Below are 16,048 nucleotides of genomic sequence, written 5' to 3' on the forward strand. Positions count from 1 at the left end.
TTATCTCCAGGAACTTAAGTTGCTAAGGGTGATGAAACGGATGAAGGTTGAAACGCGTTGAAGCTTGAAACTCAGTGAGCGTCTTCCGACAGGCTCAGGTACACGATCGACAGCATCATGAAGATGAAGGCCTGCAGCGGGATCACCAGCAGGTGGAACAGCATCCAGCCGAGGCCGAACACACCACCGGCAATGGCACCGAAGAAACCGGCACCACCCAGCACCCAGATCAGCAGGAACACGATTTCGCCGCCGAACATGTTGCCGAACAGTCGCATCGCCAGCGAGATCGGCTTGCTCAGCCACTCGACGATGTTGAGGATCAGGTTGAACGGCATCATCCACTTGCCGAACGGCGCCGTCAGGAATTCCTTGATGAAGCCGCCCAGGCCCTTGGACTTGAGCGCGAAGAACAGCATCAGGAAGAACACGCTGATGGCCATGCCCAGGGTGGCATTGACGTCAGCGGTAGGCACCGGCTTCCAGTAGTGCACGCCTGCCCATTCCAGCGGCTTGGCGATGAAATCGGCCGGGATCATCTTCAGCAGATTCATCAACAGAATCCAGAAGAAGATGGTGATGGCGATCGGCGTGACCAGCTTGCTCTTGCCGTGGTAGGTGTCCTTGGCCTGGCGGTCAACGAACTCCAGGCAGATTTCCACGAAGGCCTGCCACTTGCCCGGCACACCGGCGGTGGCCTTGCGGGTGCCCAGCCAGAAGGCGACCACGACCACCAGGCCCATCAGGACCGCGGTGAGGAAGGTATCGACGTGGATATGCCAGAACATACCCTCGCCCTTGCCGACCGGAGCGGTCAGGTTCTGCAAGTGATGCTGGATGTAGCTGGTAGGGGTTAGAGCCTCGCCCGCCATGTGTCCGGAACCTTAGTTAATTGAATTCTGTCAACGCCTGGCCATGGCCAGGACCTGGAACATCAAGCCGACGGCGATACCGGCCAACAGCGCCAACGCAGGCAGCTTGAAGACCAGGAACCCCACCAGCAGGACGCCGAAAACCACGACCCACTTGGCCACGATCGCAATGATCAGGCGAGCCATCGCCGATCCTGCGGCCAGTGCCCCACCGCCCAGTGCCATCCGCGCCGCCACCCAGCCACCGGCCGAAATGGCCACACCGGACGCCAGCGCGCCGAGGGCATACTTCGGACCTACCAGCAGGAAGGCCAGGGCCAGGACAGCCACCGCGGCCAGCGGGTAGACCGCGGCGCGCAGCATCAGTCGCCGACCCGCATCAACGGAGTTCAGCACAGGACGTCCCGCGTGGTTGCAAGTGGAGGGCTGAGGCGGCTACAGCAGGGGGGCCTCATCGAGCCGCCAAATTATAGCAATGGGACAATTTGCGAGACAACCGCTCCCTGTTCATCCCTGGAAGCCGCAAGTTGCGGTAACGGTTACATTTTTGCGTGCCACCCGGGGGACAATGACGTCCGCGTGATGCTGCACCGCAGTATTGAACTTTGGTCGCAGGCGCGGAACTTTCGCCGAATGCGCCGGTCCGATCTTTCGACCTGCCTGCAGCAACCTCGTCGACGCTCCGCCCCGCAGGTCCCACGATGGCCCCGAAGCCCGGCTCCGGGGCCATCTTTTTGCGTGGTCACGACAGCGCTGAACCGTGCACACTCCGTGGACCATACGTTCACGGATGGTGGACGGCGGCGTCCGGCACAGTGGTCTTCATTCTGATGAACCACTGCAAGGACTCTTCGATGCGCCCCGTACCCACCCTGCTCGCCCTTTCCCTGCTCGCTGCCGGCGCCTCGTTCGCCAATGCCGCCCACGCCGCCGAAGGCGACGACCGCTTTGCCATCCGTCTGGGTGCGATGAACATCGATTCGGACAACACCCTCCGCGGCAGCACCACTGTGGCCGGCCAGGACATCTCCCTGAACCAGGACTTCAAGCTGGGTGGCAAGGAATGGGAGCCGCGCATTGACGGCATGTTCCGCATCAGCAACCGTCAGCGCCTGCTGTTCAACTACTTCAAGTACGACAAGGACCGTCGCGAGACGCTCGACCAGGGCATTTCCTTCGGCGGTGAGAACGTGCCGGCCGGCAGCTTCGTGAAGGGCGAGCTGAAGTATCAGGTGGCAAGCCTGGTCTACGACTATTCGGTCGTCGATACCGACACCTTCGACCTGGGCCTGCAGATCGGTGGCGAGTACGCCAAGGTCAGCACCAAGGGCTATGCCGACCTGGGCACGGTGTACGAAGGCCAGTTCCTCAACGAGAAGGCCGATGGCGTGGCCCCTGTGGTGGGTGCGCGCATGACCTTCACTCCGTCCGAGCGCTGGATGATCACGCTGCAGGGCCAGTACCTGAACACGCGCTGGGGCAGCTTCGATGACTATAAGGGCGACCTGAGCCGCGCCAATGCCATCGTCGATTACCGCTTCACCAAGAACTTCGGTGTGTTCGCCGGCTACGACTGGTTCAAGCTGGACGTGGACAAGAAGGGCAGCGACGGTACTGTCGGCCTGAAGCAGGAATTCAAGGGCCCCGTGGCCGGTATCAGCTTCGTGTTCTGATCCCCCGCCCCTTCCACGGCATTCTCTCTCTCCTGGCGCGGCCTCCGGAACATCGGGGCCGCGCTTTTTTGTGGGTTCCTGTCAGAAGAGCAGAAGCGGGTTGGTCGAGCGCTGGAGGGAGTGGGGGCTGTGTGCGAATGTCCCCCGGCGCCGGCCTGAGGCCGACGCCTCCTCCTTTACTTCGCACACAGCCCCCGCTCCCTCCGCGTGTCAGGCAACCATGCGCCTGTTGCAGTGGCTCTGCGGCTCGACCGTCCGCAAGCCGAGCCGCTGTGCGGGTGGCAGGCGTTTGGACAAAGTAAAGGAGGAGGCGACCGCCGCAGGCGGGCGACGGGGGACATTTGTCCGAACGCCTGCCACCCGCGCAGCGGCCCGAACGCTCGCAACGAGAGTGATCGAAGCTCAACAAAAAACCCCGGCAGAAACCGGGGCTTTTCGTTCGGAGCGGCGCGGGCGCCTTACTTCTTCTTCGGCATGTACAGATCGGTGATCGTGCCGTCGTAGATTTCCGAGGCCATCGCCACCGATTCGCTCAACGTCGGGTGGGCGTGGATGGTGTGGCCGATGTCTTCGGCTTCGGCACCCATCTCGATCGCCAGGCCGATCTCGGCCAGCAGATCACCGGCATGCACGCCAACGATGGCGCCACCGATGATGCGGTGGGTCTCTTCGTCGAAGATCAGCTTGGTGAAGCCCTCGGTGCGGCCGATGCCGATCGCGCGGCCACTGGCGGCCCACGGGAACTTGGCCACGCCGACCTTCAGGCCCTTGGCCTTGGCTTCGGTCTCGGTGACGCCGACCCAAGCGATTTCCGGGTTGGTGTAGGCCACCGACGGAATCACGCGGGCCACCCACTCCTTCTTGTGGCCGGCAGCCACTTCGGCGGCCAGCTTGCCTTCGTGCGTGGCCTTGTGGGCCAGCATCGGGTTGCCGACGATGTCGCCGATGGCAAAGATGTGCGGCACGTTGGTGCGCATCTGGCGATCAACCGGGATGAAACCACGGTCGGTGACCTGCACGCCGGCCTTTTCGGCATCGATTTTCTTGCCGTTCGGCGAGCGCCCCACGGCCACCAGCACACGGTCGAAGGTGCCCTGCGCCAGCGCAGGCGCCTGGCCTTCCTCGGCGGCTTCGAAGGTCACGGTGATGCCCTTGGCATCGGCGGTGACGCCGGAGGCCTTGGTCTTCAGGTGCACTTCGATGCCCTGCTTCTTCAGGCGGTCGGCCAGCGGCTTGACCAGGTCCTTGTCGGCACCCGGCATCAGCTGGTCCATGAACTCGACCACAGTGACCTTGCTGCCCAGCGCGCTGTACACGGTGGCCATTTCCAGGCCGATGATGCCGCCGCCGACGACCAGCAGCGAGCCCGGCACTTCGGCCAGCTCCAGCGCGTCGGTGGAATCCATCACGCGCTTGTCGTCCCACGGGAAGTTCGGCAGCTTCACCGCCTGCGAACCGGCGGCGATGATGCACTTCTGGAAGCGCAGCAGCTGGGTGCTGCCGTCAGCGGCGGTGATTTCCAGTTCATTGGCCGAAACAAACCTGCCGACGCCCTGCACGCTGCGGACCTTGCGCTGCTTGGCCATGCCGGCCAGGCCCTTGGTCAGCTGGTTGACGACCTTTTCCTTGTACTGGCGCAGCTTGTCCAGGGTGATGGTCGGCTTGCCGAACTCGACGCCGAAATCACCGGCATGGGCCACTTCGTCGATGACCGCTGCAGCATGCAGCAGTGCCTTGGACGGAATGCAGCCCACGTTGAGGCAGACGCCGCCGAGGCTGGCGTAGCGCTCGACCAGCACCGTATCCAGGCCGACGTCAGCGGCGCGGAAGGCGGCGGTGTAGCCGCCCGGGCCCGAGCCCAGCACGACCATTTCGCATTCGATGTCGGCCGGCTTGCCACTGGACAGCGCCGGCTTCGGTGCAGCCGGTTCAGCCGGGGCGCGGTGCGACGGGGTCACCGGCGGCTTGCTGGCCGGAGCGGCCGCAGCCGGGGCCGGCGCAGCGGCCTTGGCCGGCGCTTCAGCGGCGCCTTCGGACTCCAGCAGCACGACCACGGCGCCTTCGGACAGGGTATCGCCCAGCTTGACCTTGATTTCCTTGACCACGCCGGCGGCCGAGGACGGCACTTCCAGGGTCGCCTTGTCCGATTCCAGGGTCACCAGACCCTGATCCTTCTTCACCGTGTCGCCGACGGCGACCAACACTTCGATCACCGGCACATCGCTGTAATCGCCGATGTCGGGAACCTTGACTTCAATCGTGGCCATGGTGGGTTTTCCTCGTGCCCGCGCGGCGGTGCCGGCGGGCTGTCACTGCATCTGTTCACGCGGCCGCGCCAGGGGCAGCGGCCGCACGGTGGGGGCGAAGCGGTGCCTTACAGCAGCACGCGGCGCATGTCGGCCAGTACCTGCGACAGGTACGTGGTGAAGCGTGCGGCCAGGGCGCCGTCGATGACGCGGTGGTCGTAGCTCAGCGACAGCGGCAGCATCAGCTTCGGTGCGAATTCCTTGCCGTTCCAGACCGGTTGGATGGACGACTTGGAGACGCCGAGGATGGCCACTTCCGGTGCATTGACGATCGGGGTGAACGCGGTGCCGCCGATGCCGCCCAGCGAGCTGATCGAGAAGCAGCCGCCGCTCATGTCGGCCGGACCCAGCTTGCCGTCGCGCGCCTTCTTGGCCAGTTCGCCGGTTTCCTGCGCGATCTGCACCACGCCCTTCTTGTCCACGTCGCGGATGACCGGCACGACCAGACCGTTCGGCGTGTCGGCGGCGAAGCCGATGTGGAAGTACTTCTTCAGGGTCAGGTTCTCGCCGCTGGCATCGAGCGAAGCGTTGAATTCCGGGAACTTCTTCAGCGCTGCGGCGCTGGCCTTGATCAGGAAGGCGAGCATGGTCAGCTTGATGCCGGCCTTCTCGTTCTCCTTGTTCAGCGCCACGCGCAGGCCTTCCAGGTCGGTGATGTCGGCCTGCTCGAACTGGGTGACGTGCGGAATCATCGCCCAGTTGCGGGCCAGGTTCGCACCGGAGATCTTCTTGATGCGCGACAGCGGCTGGACTTCGGTCTCGCCGAACTTGCTGAAATCGACCTTCGGCCACGGCAGCAGGTTCAGGCCACCACCGGCAGCGACTGCAGCACCGCCGGCCGCTGGCACGCCACCGCTGAGTGCGGCCTTGACGAACTTCTGCACGTCACCCTTGGTGATGCGGCCACCCTTCTCGGTGCCGTTGATCTGCAGCAGGTCCACGCCCAGTTCGCGGGCGAACACACGCACCGCCGGGGTGGCATACGGCACCTTGGCCGGCAGCACGCCATCGGCGTTGAACTGCACCGGCGGGCTGGACGGGGTACCGGCCGAGGCGATCTCGCGGGCCGCCAGCTTGTCCGGCTGCGCCGGCACAGCGACCGGCTCGACCTTGGTGGCGGTCTCGGCGGCAGCCGGAGCAGCGGCTGCGGCAGCCTTGGTCGGCGCCGGCGCGGCAGCGCCCTCGGCTTCGATGATGGCGACCACGTTGCCCTGCGACAGATTGTCGCCGACCTTGACCTTGATCTCCTTGACCACACCGGCCACCGACGACGGCACTTCCATGGTGGCCTTGTCGCTTTCCAGCGAGACCAGGCCCTGGTCCTTCTTGACCGTGTCGCCCACGGCGACCAGCACTTCAATGACCGGAATGCCGGCGTAGTCGCCGATATCCGGCACCCGCGCTTCAACCGCACCACCGCTGGCAGCCGGAGCGGCCGGCGCAGCTGCGGCCGGGGTCGGCGCGCTCTGGGTAGCAGCAGCCGGGGCAGCCGCCTTGGCCGGTGCCGGCGCAGCCGCCGCCGGCTTGGCGGCTTCGCCTTCGGCCACTTCGATCAGGGCCACGACCTTGCCCTCGGACAGGCTGTCGCCGACCTTGACCTTGAGTTCCTTGACCACGCCAGCCACCGAGGACGGCACTTCCATGGTCGCCTTGTCGCTTTCCAGCGTCACCAGGCCCTGGTCCTTCTTGACCGTGTCGCCGACGGCGACAAGCACCTCGATTACCGGGATATCGCTGTAGTCACCGATATCGGGGACAAGTGCTTCCTTGATTTCGGCCATGGGGATAACTCCGGCAATCTGGTGTAGGGAAACGTCTATTGTGCGGCCAGCGGGGGCCAGCGCCAACCGTTACAGGTGTTTTCAGTACGCACGCAGCCGGGACACGCTGTTGTCCATGGGTTGTGGCTGCATCCAGTCGGTAGCGTATTGTCCGGACGATGTCCGCCTCATGTCGCCAGTACGTCGGCTACCGGCTGCCAAGCCTGGCGCAGCCGTGGCAGCGACCAGGCCGCATTGGCCGGGCTGGTGGACGGCAGTGCCAGCAGCCTTGGCGGGGCCTCCAGGCAGGGCAGCACCCAACGCTGGAATGCCTTCAGCGATGCGGCGCCGTTGCAGCCGATCAGCTCCAGCTCAGGAAGCGAAGCGATCAATGCCGGCAGCGCATTGGGCACTTCCGTGCCGCGCACGATATCCGCATCGAGGCTGCCGCGCCGCTCGCACCGGCCGATCACGTCCCACAGGCCAACACCTGCCGCCTGTAGTGCCTGCAGTCGTTGCGCATGGGGCAGACCCGCGTCGAATCCGCAGATATCCGCCAGCAGCGGCCAGAAACGATTGCGCGGATGCGCGTAGTAACGCTGCTCCTGCAGCGACGCCACGCCGGGCATCGAGCCCAGCAGCAGCACCCTGCAATCCACGTTCACCTGCGCTTGCAGGCCAATGCACATCGTTGCCGCGCTCACATCTTCTCCAACTGAATGAATGCCGCCGATGACCGGAAACCCCATCAATACAGGCTTTTCGCGCTGATCGCTGAACAAGGACAACTATTTTTTAACGCGCGTCGGATTCGATTCATGTTGAGGCGACTACGGTGTGCTCGCCCCGCAACCGGGGGCCCAAAACAAGAAACATTAGGAGATACCCCCATGCGCTCCATCCGTATCCTGAGTCTCGCCCTGCTGACCTCCGCCGCGTTCGCGCCGGCCGCTTTCGCCCAGGACAGCAGCAGCACCGACACCGCTTCGGGCAAGCATTTTGCCGTTGTTGGCGGCATCTCGCTGCTGGAACCGAAGAACGACCCGATCACCGGCGTGAAGAAGACCGATGGCGGCCCGGCGCCGACCGTCAGCTTCAGCTACTACATCAACGACAACTGGGCCGTTGAACTGTGGGGCGCTGCCGACAAGTTCGACAACACCTTCAAGGGCCCGAACAACGCCCGCGTTGGCTCGGTTGAGCAGCAGCCGGTCGCCCTGAGCGGCCAGTACCACTTCGGCCAGGCCGACAACGTGTTCCGTCCGTTCGTGGGCGTGGGCTACTACCAGTCGACCTTCAGCAACGAGAAGCTGGGCAACGGCGCTGACACCGACATCCGCTTCAAGGATGCCAAGGGCGTGATCGGCACCGTCGGCGTCGACATGAACATCAACTCCACCTGGTTCGCCCGTGCCGACGCCCGCTACATGCGCGCCCGCCCGGACATCAAGGTCGGCGGCGAGAAGATCGGCGAAGCCAAGATGGATCCGTGGACCGTCGGCTTCGGCATCGGCGCCCGCTTCTGATCCAGGCTGCACCTGCTTCACTGATGTAACGCGACGGGCCCTTCGGGGCCCGTCGTCGTTTCCGTCACCTGCTGTCTGTAGAGTCAACTGTCAATCGACTGTCCTTTCAAAAGTCGAGCATGGCTCGACTCTACAAAAGGCAGTCGACTGACGGTCGACTCTACGCACACACAGAATGCGGAGGCGCGATGCACGAAATCGACCTGCTGGTGATCGGTGGCGGCATCAACGGTGCCGGCATCGCCCGTGATGCGGCCGGCCGGGGCCTGCGGGTGATGCTGTGCGAGCAGCACGATCTGGCCGCGCACACCTCCAGTGCGAGCAGCAAACTGATCCACGGCGGCCTGCGCTATCTGGAACAGGGCGAGCTGGGCCTGGTGCGCAAGGCCCTCGGCGAACGCGAGGTGGTCCGCCGGCAGGCGCCCCATCTGGTCCATCCATTGCGCTTCGTACTACCGTGGGAACCGCACCTGCGCCCGCGCTGGATGTTGCGCGTGGGACTGTGGCTGTACGACCACCTGGGCCGGCGCAGCCCGGCATTTCCCGCATCGCGCGCTCTGGACCTTCAGCGTGATCCGCTCGGCCCCTGGCTCGCCCCGGATCTGCGGCAGGCCTTCAGCTACGCCGACGCGCAGGTGGATGACGCGCGGCTGGTACTGCTCAACGCCCTGGACGCTGCCCAGCGTGGCGCACAGTTGCATGTGCGCAGCCGCTGCATCGAACTGCGCCCTGTGCAGGGCCGTTGGCAGGCCGTACTGGAATCCGCCGATGGCCAGCAGCATGTGACCGCGCGTGCCGTCGCCAATGCGGCCGGCCCATGGGCCGGTGGCCTGCTGGAGCAGATGGAGGCACGCAGCGGCGGCGGTCCCGCACTGCGACTGGTGCAGGGCAGCCACATCGTGCTGCGCCGTCCCTGGCCCGATGACAGTGCCTGCCTGCTGCAGCAACCCGATGGCCGCGTGGTGTTCCTGCTGCCGTTCGCCCACGATCATCTGCTGGTCGGCACCACCGACACCGACTACCGCGGCGATCCGGCACGCTGCAGCGTGCTGCCCTCCGAGGTCGCCTACCTGTGCGAAGCGGCCAATCGCTACCTGCGCGAACCGATCAGTGCAGATGATGTGGTCTGGCAGTTCGCCGGTGTGCGTCCGCTGCTGGCCGACCCGGACCCGCGTGCGGCAAAGCTGAGCCGCGACTACCGCCTTCAGCTGCAGTCCAACCCGGCGCCGGCGCTGCACGTGCTGGGCGGCAAGCTGACCACCTACCGGGTGCTGGCCGAGGAAGCGCTGGAGCTGCTGCGACCGGCCCTGCCGCAGATGGGCCCGGCGTGGACAGCACGCGGAGACCCGCTGCCGGGCAGCGACTGGGGTGACGCCACACAGGCGCGCTCCCGCCTGCAGGCGCTGGCACCGTGGTTGCCCGCCGAGATTGCACGCCGCTGGGCCGGCGCCTACGGCAGCCGCAGCGCGGAGCTGCTGCATGGCCTGCAGGGCGTGAACGATCTTGGTGAGGACTTTGGCGGCGGCCTGCATGCGCGCGAAGTGGCTTTCCTGCGCGACCACGAATGGGCCTTGAATGCCGAGGACGTGCTGTGGCGGCGGAGCAAGCTGGGGTTGCGGCTGGATGCTGCGCAGGTGGCCCGGCTGCAGGCGTGGATCGATAGACGGTAGAGTCGAGCTTGCTCGACTGACATGAAAAGCAGTCGAGCAAGCTCGACTCTACCAACACCATCGCCATCGGAGACGCTGCATGACGCCCCGCTACGTGCTGGCCATCGACCAGGGCACCACCAGTTCCCGCGCGATCCTGTTCGACCGCGCTGGCGACATCGTCGGCAGTGCGCAGCGTGAGTTCGCGCAGATCTTCCCGCAGCCCGGCTGGGTCGAGCATGACCCGCGCGAGATCCTTACCAGCGTCTATGCCACGCTGACCGAACTGTTCAGCCGTGCCCAGGTCGACCCGCGCCACATCGCCGCACTGGGCATCACCAACCAGCGCGAAACCACCGTGGTCTGGGATCGTGCCACCGGCCAGCCGATCCACAACGCCATCGTCTGGCAGTCGCGGCAGAGCCACGCCATCTGTGAGCGGCTGAAATCCGAAGGGCACGAGGCGCTGGTCCGCGAGCGCACCGGTCTACTGATCGACGCCTATTTCTCCGCCACCAAGGTGCGCTGGATTCTTGACCACGTGGAGGGCGCGCAGCAGCGCGCCGAGCGCGGCGAACTGCTGTTCGGCACCATCGACAGCTGGCTGGTGTGGAACCTCAGTGGTGGCCAGGCGCACGTGACCGACTACAGCAACGCCGCGCGCACCCTGCTGTTCAACATCCACACGCTGGACTGGGATGACGACCTGCTGGCGCTGCTGGACATCCCGCGCGCGATGCTGCCGCAGGTGCGCGACTCCAGCGCGGTGTACGCACACACGCGGCCGCAGTTCTTCTTCGATCATCCGATCCCGATCGCCGGCATCGCCGGAGACCAGCAGGCGGCGCTGTTCGGCCAGGCCTGCTTCCAGCCGGGCATGGTCAAGAACACCTATGGCACCGGCTGCTTCATGCTGATGCACACCGGTACGCAGGCGGTGCGTTCGCGCAACGGACTGCTGACCACCATCGCCTGGGGCCTGGACGGGCGCGTGGAATATGCACTCGAAGGCTCGATCTTCATCGCCGGCTCGGTGGTGCAGTGGCTGCGCGATGGGCTGCGCATGATCGAGCGCGCCAGCGACAGCCAGGCACTGGCCGCGCAGGTGCCCGACAGCGGCGGCGCTTACCTGGTGCCGGCGTTTGTCGGCCTCGGTGCACCCTATTGGCGCAGTGATGTGCGTGGCGCGATGTTCGGATTGACCCGTGGCACGCGCAAGGCGCACTTCGTGCGCGCCGCGCTGGAAGCAATGGCCTACCAGACCCGCGACGTACTCGATGCAATGCAGTCCGATGCCGGTATCGCGCTGACCGAACTGCGCGCCGACGGCGGTGCGATCGGCAACGACTTCCTGGCCGGGTTCCAGGCCGACATCCTCGGTGTGCCGCTGCTGCGGCCGCGACTGACCGAGACCACCGCGCTGGGTGCGGCCTACCTGGCCGGCCTGGCAGTGGGGTTCTGGTCCAGCCGCGAACAGATCGCCGCGCAGTGGGGCCTGGACCGGCGCTTCGAGCCACAGATGGACGTGGCCCGGCGCGAGAAACTGTATGCAGGATGGCAGCAGGCCGTTGCCGCTACCCTCGCCTTCCACGTCGATTGAAACTTCAATGCCCGCCCGGCTGCGGCACGTGGAGTGACACTGTAGAGCCGAGCCATGCTCGGCTGCCGCTGGCGGGATACCGCAAAAAGCAGAGCCGAGCATAGGCTCGGCTCTACAGGGGAATGGGCGCTGGCGTCAGAACGCCGGCAGCACCGCGCCCTTGTACTTGGTCTCGATGAAGGCCTTCACCTGCGGGCTGGTCAGCGCCTTGGCCAGCTTCTGCACGCGGGCGTCGTCCTTGTTGTCCGGGCGTGCGACCAGGAAGTTCACATACGGCGAGTCCTTGCTCTCGATCGCCAGGGCATCCTTGGTCGGGTTGAGGCCGGCGTCCAGCGCGTAGTTGGTGTTGATCAGGGCCAGGTCGACCTGGTCCAGCACGCGCGGCAGCATCGCCGAGTCCAGCTCGCGGAACTTCAGGTTCTTCGGATTGGCGGTGATGTCACGCAGGGTCGACAGCGCGTTGGTCGGATCCTTCAGCTCGATCACGCCGGCCTTGTGCAGCAGGATCAGCGCGCGGCTGTTGTTGCTCGGATCGTTCGGGATCACCACGTCGGCCCCTTCGCGCAGCTCGGCCAGCGACTTGATCTTGCGCGAGTACGCACCGAACGGTTCGATGTGCACGCCGATCACCTTCACCAGATCGGTCTTGCGATCGCGGTTGTAGGCGTCCAGGTACGGCTCGGTCTGGAAGTAGTTGGCGTCCACCTGCTTCTGCACCAGCTGATCGTTGGGCTGCACGTAGTCGTTGAACACGCGCACGTCCAGGTCCACGCCTTCCTGCTTCAGGATCGGCTTGACCACTTCAAGGATCTCGGCATGCGGCACGGCCGTGGCGGCCACCACCAGCTTCTGCGAGGGTTCGCCGGACTTGCCGCAGGCAGTCAGGGCCAGCGCAGCGGCAAGCAGGGGCAGCAACAGGGTCTTCTTCATGGGCGGAAGGCTTCTCGGGGGAGGTCAGGAGTTGTCGTAATTGCTCAGGGCGAGCTCAAGCAGCGCCTTGGCCTGTTCGCGCAGCATCACCGGCTCGACGATCTCGGCATCCGAGCCGTAGTGCAGCACGTCCATCAGCAGCTCGCGCGAGACGCTGTACGGCACCTTCAGTTCATAGCGGCCATCGGCCAGGAAGCGGCCCTGCTGCTTGGAATGCCAGTGCTCGTCGGCCACCCAGCGCGCGGCCTTGGCGCTGAACAGAATGGTCGCCCAGCCCTTCGGCGCGCCGGAGAAGATGCCGTAGCTGGCCCCCAGCTGCTCGTCCAGCTCGCTGTCGGCCACATCGCGGGCGGTGCTGTCGATCACCCGCGCCTTGTGGATGCGATCCACGGCAAAGCTGCGCAGCGCCTCGCGGTCATGGTCCCAGGCATCCAGGTACCAGTTGTCGCGATAGTGGGTCAGGCGCTGCGGCGAAACGGTGCGCTTGGTCGGCTCGTCGGTGGAACGGGCGCGGTACTCGAACGCCAGCTGGCGGCGCTCCAGCACGGCTGAAGCCACGCTGCGGAAGCTGCCTTCATCGAACTTGCGACCGCGGTGCGGAATCACCCGCACACGGTCCACCGGCCAGCTGGAGACGCCGGCCTGGGCGGCCAGCAGGCTCTCGATGCGCTGCTGCAGCGGTGCCAGCACCGAGGACAGCACACCGCCGCCGGTCCGCGCCAGCAGATGCTGCGAGGCCAGCAGGGCATGCAGTTCCTCCGAGCTCAACCACAGGCCGGGCAGCTCGAAGCGGTCGCTCTCGTCGGCCTGGTAGCGGAAGCCCGCCTCGCCGTCGCCTTCGATCGGTGCCATCAGCGCATCGCGCAGGAAGGCCAGGTCGCGGTAGACGGTGGCACGGGAACAACCGAGCTTGTCCTGCAGGGTCGCCACCGTCACCGGATAGCGTGCGGACTTGAGCAGACGATGCAGGGCGGTGATGCGTTCGTATCGGTCCATACCCCCGATTATGTCCGAGTCGCGGGTCTTGTGTGGGACGTTTGGGCTATCGTGGTCGCCCCCACCCCTCTGGAACACCCGATGCGCCGGTTGCCTGCCCTGTCCCTGCTGGCCTGCCTGCTGCTGGCCGCCTGTGATCGCGCGGCCGCGCCGGCCAGCACCGAAGCGCCCGTGCCGGCTGCGGATCCGGCGCAGGCAGTGCTGGGCGCCAGCCAGCGCTTCTCGGCCCTGCGCAGCTTCCACGCCGAACTGGAGGTGCTGGGTGCGCCGCAGCCGGTGCGCAGCGCCATGGACTTCGTCGCCCCCGACCGTTTCCGGGTGCAGACCCCGGCCGGGCCGCAGACCATCATCGGCGACACCATGTTCCTGCAGGCCGAGGGTGCGGTCCGCCAGGTGCCAACCCCACCGGGCCTGCTGGAGCAGTGGCGCAATCCGCTGCCGGCCGATGCCCTGCCCGCCGACCTGCAGGCCGAAGACCTGGGCAGCCAGTCGCTGGATGGCGTCGAAACCCGTCACTACCGGCTGCGTGGCGCCCAGCCCGGCGAACGCCTGGAATACTGGGTGGACGCCCAGGGCCTGCCACGGCAGATCGTGCGCAGCGGCAGCAGCAATGGCCGCAGCTTCCAGCTGCGCCTGCGCTATTCGCGCTTCAACGACCCGGCATTGCGCGTCGATCTGCCCTGAATAGGCGATCGCGGCAACGTTCGCTGAAGCGCGCATTGGATCGATTCGGACCGCCATCACGCTTCCAGTATCATCACCGGCTGTCAATCGCTTCGGAGAAGCCCCGATGTCCCTGCGCGTGTCCCTGCTGATCCCCCTGCTGCTGTGCGCACCGCTCGCATATGCGCAGGATGCCTCCGAACTGGCGGCGATGTCCTCGCCGTGGAGCGGCAGTGGCGGCGAGCTCGGTTTCGCTTCGGCACGTGGCAACAGCAGCACCGAGAGCTTCAACGGCCGCCTGCGCCTGCGCTACACCGACGGCGACTGGGTGCACAGCATGGATCTGTTCGGCCTGCGCTCCAGCTCCAAGGTGACCGAGACCAACGACGACGGCACCACCACCCGCCGCAACAACACCACCGCCAACCGCTACACCGGCAGTGCCGGCAGCGCGCTGCAGCTGGGCGAGCACCGCCAGCTGACCGCGACGGTGCGTACCGAACGCGACGACTTCGCCACCTACGACCGCCAGAGCTCGTTCGGTCTGGGTTACGGCACCCGCCTGTGGAACACCGAGCGCTTCTCGTTCGACGCGCAGATCGGCCCCGGTGTGCGCCGCACCCACAGCACCGAGGACGACCGCACCCGCACCGGCATGATCGGCCGTGGCCTGTTCGACATGAAGTACTCGTTGACCGACAACACCGACCTGGTCAACACCCTGCTGGTCGAATCGGGTTCCTACAACACCTTTGGCCAGAACGACTTCGGTGTTTCGGTGAGCATGAACGAGCATCTGGCGCTGAAGGCCGGCTGGCAGGCGCGTTACAACAGTGACGTGGCCGAGGACAAGCGCAAGACCGATACGCTGACCACGATGAACGTGGTCTACAAGTTCAAATAAGCAGAACGGGCGCCAGGGCGCCCGTCTTCTTTTTGTAGAGTCGAGCCATGCTCGACTGCTGTTGGCCGGCCCGTCGAGCAGGCCCGCCTCTGCGAAAAGAGCAGTCGAGCATGGCTCGACTCTACAGATGCGTGGCTCAGACGTTCAGCAGTTCGCCTGCACCGGCATCCAGCAACAGCTTCGCCACACGCTGGCCCAGCGCTTCCGGGTCGCTGGCCGGACCCACCGCCTCGGCACGCACCGCACGGCCATCGCTGGCGCTGCCAACCAACCCCTGCAGGTGCAGGTCGTCGCCCTGCCACTGCGCGATGGCCGCTACCGGCACATGGCAGCTGCCATGCAACGCACGGTTCATCGCCCGCTCGGCCTCCACGCAGGCACGCGTGGCCGCGTCATCAAGCTGGGCGAACAGCGCCATCAGGCGCGCATTGCCACCATCGCACTCCACTGCCACCGCGCCCTGCGCCGGGGCCGGCAGCCACTGCGGCGGCTGCAGGCGCGCGACGATGCGCTCGCCCAGGCCCAGCCGCTCCAGGCCGGCCACGGCCAGCACGATGGCGTCGTAGCCACCGTTGTCGAGCTTGGCCAAGCGGGTATTGACGTTGCCGCGCAGGTCCAGCAGCTCCAGGTCCGGGCGCAGCGCGCGCAGCTGGGCCTGGCGACGCAGCGACGAGGTCCCGACCCGCGCGCCGATCGGCAGCGCGTCCAGCGAGGCGTACAGATTGGAAACGAAGCCATCGGCGGGATCGTGGCGGGTCAGCATGGCCGGCAACGCGAACGGTGTATCCAGTTCCATCGGCACGTCCTTGAGCGAATGCACGGCGCAGTCGGCCTCGCCACGCAGCATGGCCAGCTCCAGTTCCTTCAGGAACAGGCCCTTGCCACCGATGGCGGCCAGCGAACGGTCGAGCACCTCGTCACCGCGGGTGCTCATCGGCACCAGTTCCACATGCAGGCCGGGATGGGCCTGGCGCAGGCGGTCGGCGACGTGTTCGCTCTGCCAGAGGGCGAGCGGGCTCTTGCGGGTGGCGATGCGGACGGTTTCCATCCGGTCATTATCGCGCCTTCGGCGCGGATACGGCCAACGGCGGAGCCCCTCGTGGCTGGCTGGGGGGCGTGAAAGCAACAGCCGTGCTTGGCCGGGCGGGATGGGGTCGCGGGGGACGCCG

General features: G+C 66.0%; 14 protein-coding genes. 6 read left to right on the top strand and 8 right to left on the bottom strand.

What is annotated here, in order from left to right:
- Positions 1-71: 71 nt before the first annotated feature.
- Together atpB and N5J73_RS07185 are read right to left on the bottom strand one after the other, a co-directional pair.
- Positions 72-872: a F0F1 ATP synthase subunit A gene (gene atpB, locus N5J73_RS07180; RefSeq protein ID WP_049445055.1), complete on the bottom strand. Its 801-nt coding sequence runs from the start codon at positions 870-872 to the stop codon at positions 72-74.
- Between the two features lie 30 nt (positions 873-902).
- Entirely contained in the window at positions 903-1,268 is a 366-nt protein-coding gene (locus N5J73_RS07185) for a hypothetical protein (RefSeq protein WP_006394654.1), read from the bottom strand.
- A 458-nt stretch (positions 1,269-1,726) separates the two neighbouring features.
- On the opposite strand from N5J73_RS07185, the gene N5J73_RS07190 reads away from it, so the two are divergent.
- A complete protein-coding gene (locus N5J73_RS07190; protein WP_049445053.1) occupies positions 1,727-2,545 on the top strand; it encodes a hypothetical protein in 819 nt (272 codons plus the stop codon).
- A gap of 458 nt (positions 2,546-3,003) precedes the next feature.
- Here the strand turns inward: N5J73_RS07190 and lpdA are convergent, their stop codons facing one another.
- The 3 genes from lpdA to N5J73_RS07205 form a co-directional block, all read right to left on the bottom strand.
- The gene (gene lpdA / locus N5J73_RS07195; protein WP_049445051.1) at positions 3,004-4,812 is read right to left on the bottom strand and encodes a dihydrolipoyl dehydrogenase; all 1,809 of its coding nucleotides are present in this window, start codon (positions 4,810-4,812) and stop codon (positions 3,004-3,006) included.
- 107 nt (positions 4,813-4,919) lie between these two features.
- Positions 4,920-6,632: a dihydrolipoyllysine-residue acetyltransferase gene (gene aceF / locus N5J73_RS07200; RefSeq protein ID WP_279940759.1), complete on the bottom strand. Its 1,713-nt coding sequence runs from the start codon at positions 6,630-6,632 to the stop codon at positions 4,920-4,922.
- 167 nt (positions 6,633-6,799) lie between these two features.
- Positions 6,800-7,315 carry a DNA-deoxyinosine glycosylase gene (locus N5J73_RS07205; RefSeq protein WP_080354816.1) on the bottom strand — a complete coding sequence of 172 codons (516 nt, stop codon included), beginning with the start codon at positions 7,313-7,315 and terminating at the stop codon, positions 6,800-6,802.
- Between the two features lie 186 nt (positions 7,316-7,501).
- Between N5J73_RS07205 and N5J73_RS07210 the strand changes: the two genes are divergently transcribed.
- The 3 genes from N5J73_RS07210 to glpK all read left to right on the top strand — a co-directional run bounded on the left by N5J73_RS07210 (position 7,502) and on the right by glpK (position 11,386).
- Positions 7,502-8,137, top strand: a complete 636-nt coding sequence (locus tag N5J73_RS07210) for an OmpW family outer membrane protein (protein WP_057500508.1) — start codon at positions 7,502-7,504, stop codon at positions 8,135-8,137.
- Between the two features lie 188 nt (positions 8,138-8,325).
- Positions 8,326-9,807 carry a glycerol-3-phosphate dehydrogenase gene (glpD, locus tag N5J73_RS07215; protein ID WP_049445044.1) on the top strand — a complete coding sequence of 494 codons (1,482 nt, stop codon included), beginning with the start codon at positions 8,326-8,328 and terminating at the stop codon, positions 9,805-9,807.
- A gap of 79 nt (positions 9,808-9,886) precedes the next feature.
- Positions 9,887-11,386, top strand: a complete 1,500-nt coding sequence (gene glpK, locus N5J73_RS07220; protein ID WP_049447996.1) for a glycerol kinase GlpK — start codon at positions 9,887-9,889, stop codon at positions 11,384-11,386.
- 135 nt (positions 11,387-11,521) lie between these two features.
- Here glpK and N5J73_RS07225 read toward each other — a convergent pair whose 3' ends face one another.
- Both N5J73_RS07225 and N5J73_RS07230 read right to left on the bottom strand, forming a co-directional pair.
- Positions 11,522-12,316 (bottom strand): MetQ/NlpA family ABC transporter substrate-binding protein, encoded by a 795-nt coding sequence (locus N5J73_RS07225; RefSeq protein WP_049447998.1) that lies wholly within the window; start codon positions 12,314-12,316, stop codon positions 11,522-11,524.
- Between the two features lie 24 nt (positions 12,317-12,340).
- Positions 12,341-13,312, bottom strand: coding sequence for a YafY family protein (locus N5J73_RS07230; protein ID WP_010481302.1), 972 nt, complete (start codon positions 13,310-13,312; stop codon positions 12,341-12,343).
- An 81-nt stretch (positions 13,313-13,393) separates the two neighbouring features.
- Here N5J73_RS07230 and N5J73_RS07235 point away from each other — a divergent pair, with 81 nt between their 5' ends.
- Together N5J73_RS07235 and N5J73_RS07240 are read left to right on the top strand one after the other, a co-directional pair.
- Positions 13,394-13,996, top strand: a complete 603-nt coding sequence (locus N5J73_RS07235) for a hypothetical protein (RefSeq protein ID WP_049447999.1) — start codon at positions 13,394-13,396, stop codon at positions 13,994-13,996.
- A gap of 106 nt (positions 13,997-14,102) precedes the next feature.
- The gene (locus tag N5J73_RS07240; protein ID WP_049448000.1) at positions 14,103-14,879 is read left to right on the top strand and encodes a DUF481 domain-containing protein; all 777 of its coding nucleotides are present in this window, start codon (positions 14,103-14,105) and stop codon (positions 14,877-14,879) included.
- Between the two features lie 136 nt (positions 14,880-15,015).
- On the opposite strand, the gene hemC is transcribed toward N5J73_RS07240, so the two are convergent.
- Complete coding sequence (gene hemC / locus N5J73_RS07245) at positions 15,016-15,927, bottom strand: hydroxymethylbilane synthase (protein ID WP_049448002.1); 912 nt, start codon at positions 15,925-15,927, stop codon at positions 15,016-15,018.
- Positions 15,928-16,048: the final 121 nt, after the last annotated feature.

The sequence above is a fragment of the Stenotrophomonas sp. GD03654 genome (genome assembly GCF_029845105.1).
Lineage (GTDB): Bacteria > Pseudomonadota > Gammaproteobacteria > Xanthomonadales > Xanthomonadaceae > Stenotrophomonas > Stenotrophomonas africana.

Bases quoted from the DNA above. Each gene is read 5' to 3' on its own strand.
- N5J73_RS07225 (WP_049447998.1), bottom strand. From the start codon at position 12,316: ATGAAGAAGACCCTGTTGCTGCCCCTGCTTGCCGCTGCGCTGGCCCTG.
- N5J73_RS07235 (WP_049447999.1), top strand. From the start codon at position 13,394: ATGCGCCGGTTGCCTGCCCTGTCCCTGCTGGCCTGCCTGCTGCTGGCC.
- aceF (WP_279940759.1), bottom strand. From the start codon at position 6,632: ATGGCCGAAATCAAGGAAGCACTTGTCCCCGATATCGGTGACTACAGC.
- glpD (WP_049445044.1), top strand. From the start codon at position 8,326: ATGCACGAAATCGACCTGCTGGTGATCGGTGGCGGCATCAACGGTGCC.
- glpK (WP_049447996.1), top strand. From the start codon at position 9,887: ATGACGCCCCGCTACGTGCTGGCCATCGACCAGGGCACCACCAGTTCC.
- lpdA (WP_049445051.1), bottom strand. From the start codon at position 4,812: ATGGCCACGATTGAAGTCAAGGTTCCCGACATCGGCGATTACAGCGAT.
- N5J73_RS07230 (WP_010481302.1), bottom strand. From the start codon at position 13,312: ATGGACCGATACGAACGCATCACCGCCCTGCATCGTCTGCTCAAGTCC.
- N5J73_RS07240 (WP_049448000.1), top strand. From the start codon at position 14,103: ATGTCCCTGCGCGTGTCCCTGCTGATCCCCCTGCTGCTGTGCGCACCG.
- hemC (WP_049448002.1), bottom strand. From the start codon at position 15,927: ATGGAAACCGTCCGCATCGCCACCCGCAAGAGCCCGCTCGCCCTCTGG.
- N5J73_RS07190 (WP_049445053.1), top strand. From the start codon at position 1,727: ATGCGCCCCGTACCCACCCTGCTCGCCCTTTCCCTGCTCGCTGCCGGC.
- atpB (WP_049445055.1), bottom strand. From the start codon at position 872: ATGGCGGGCGAGGCTCTAACCCCTACCAGCTACATCCAGCATCACTTG.
- N5J73_RS07210 (WP_057500508.1), top strand. From the start codon at position 7,502: ATGCGCTCCATCCGTATCCTGAGTCTCGCCCTGCTGACCTCCGCCGCG.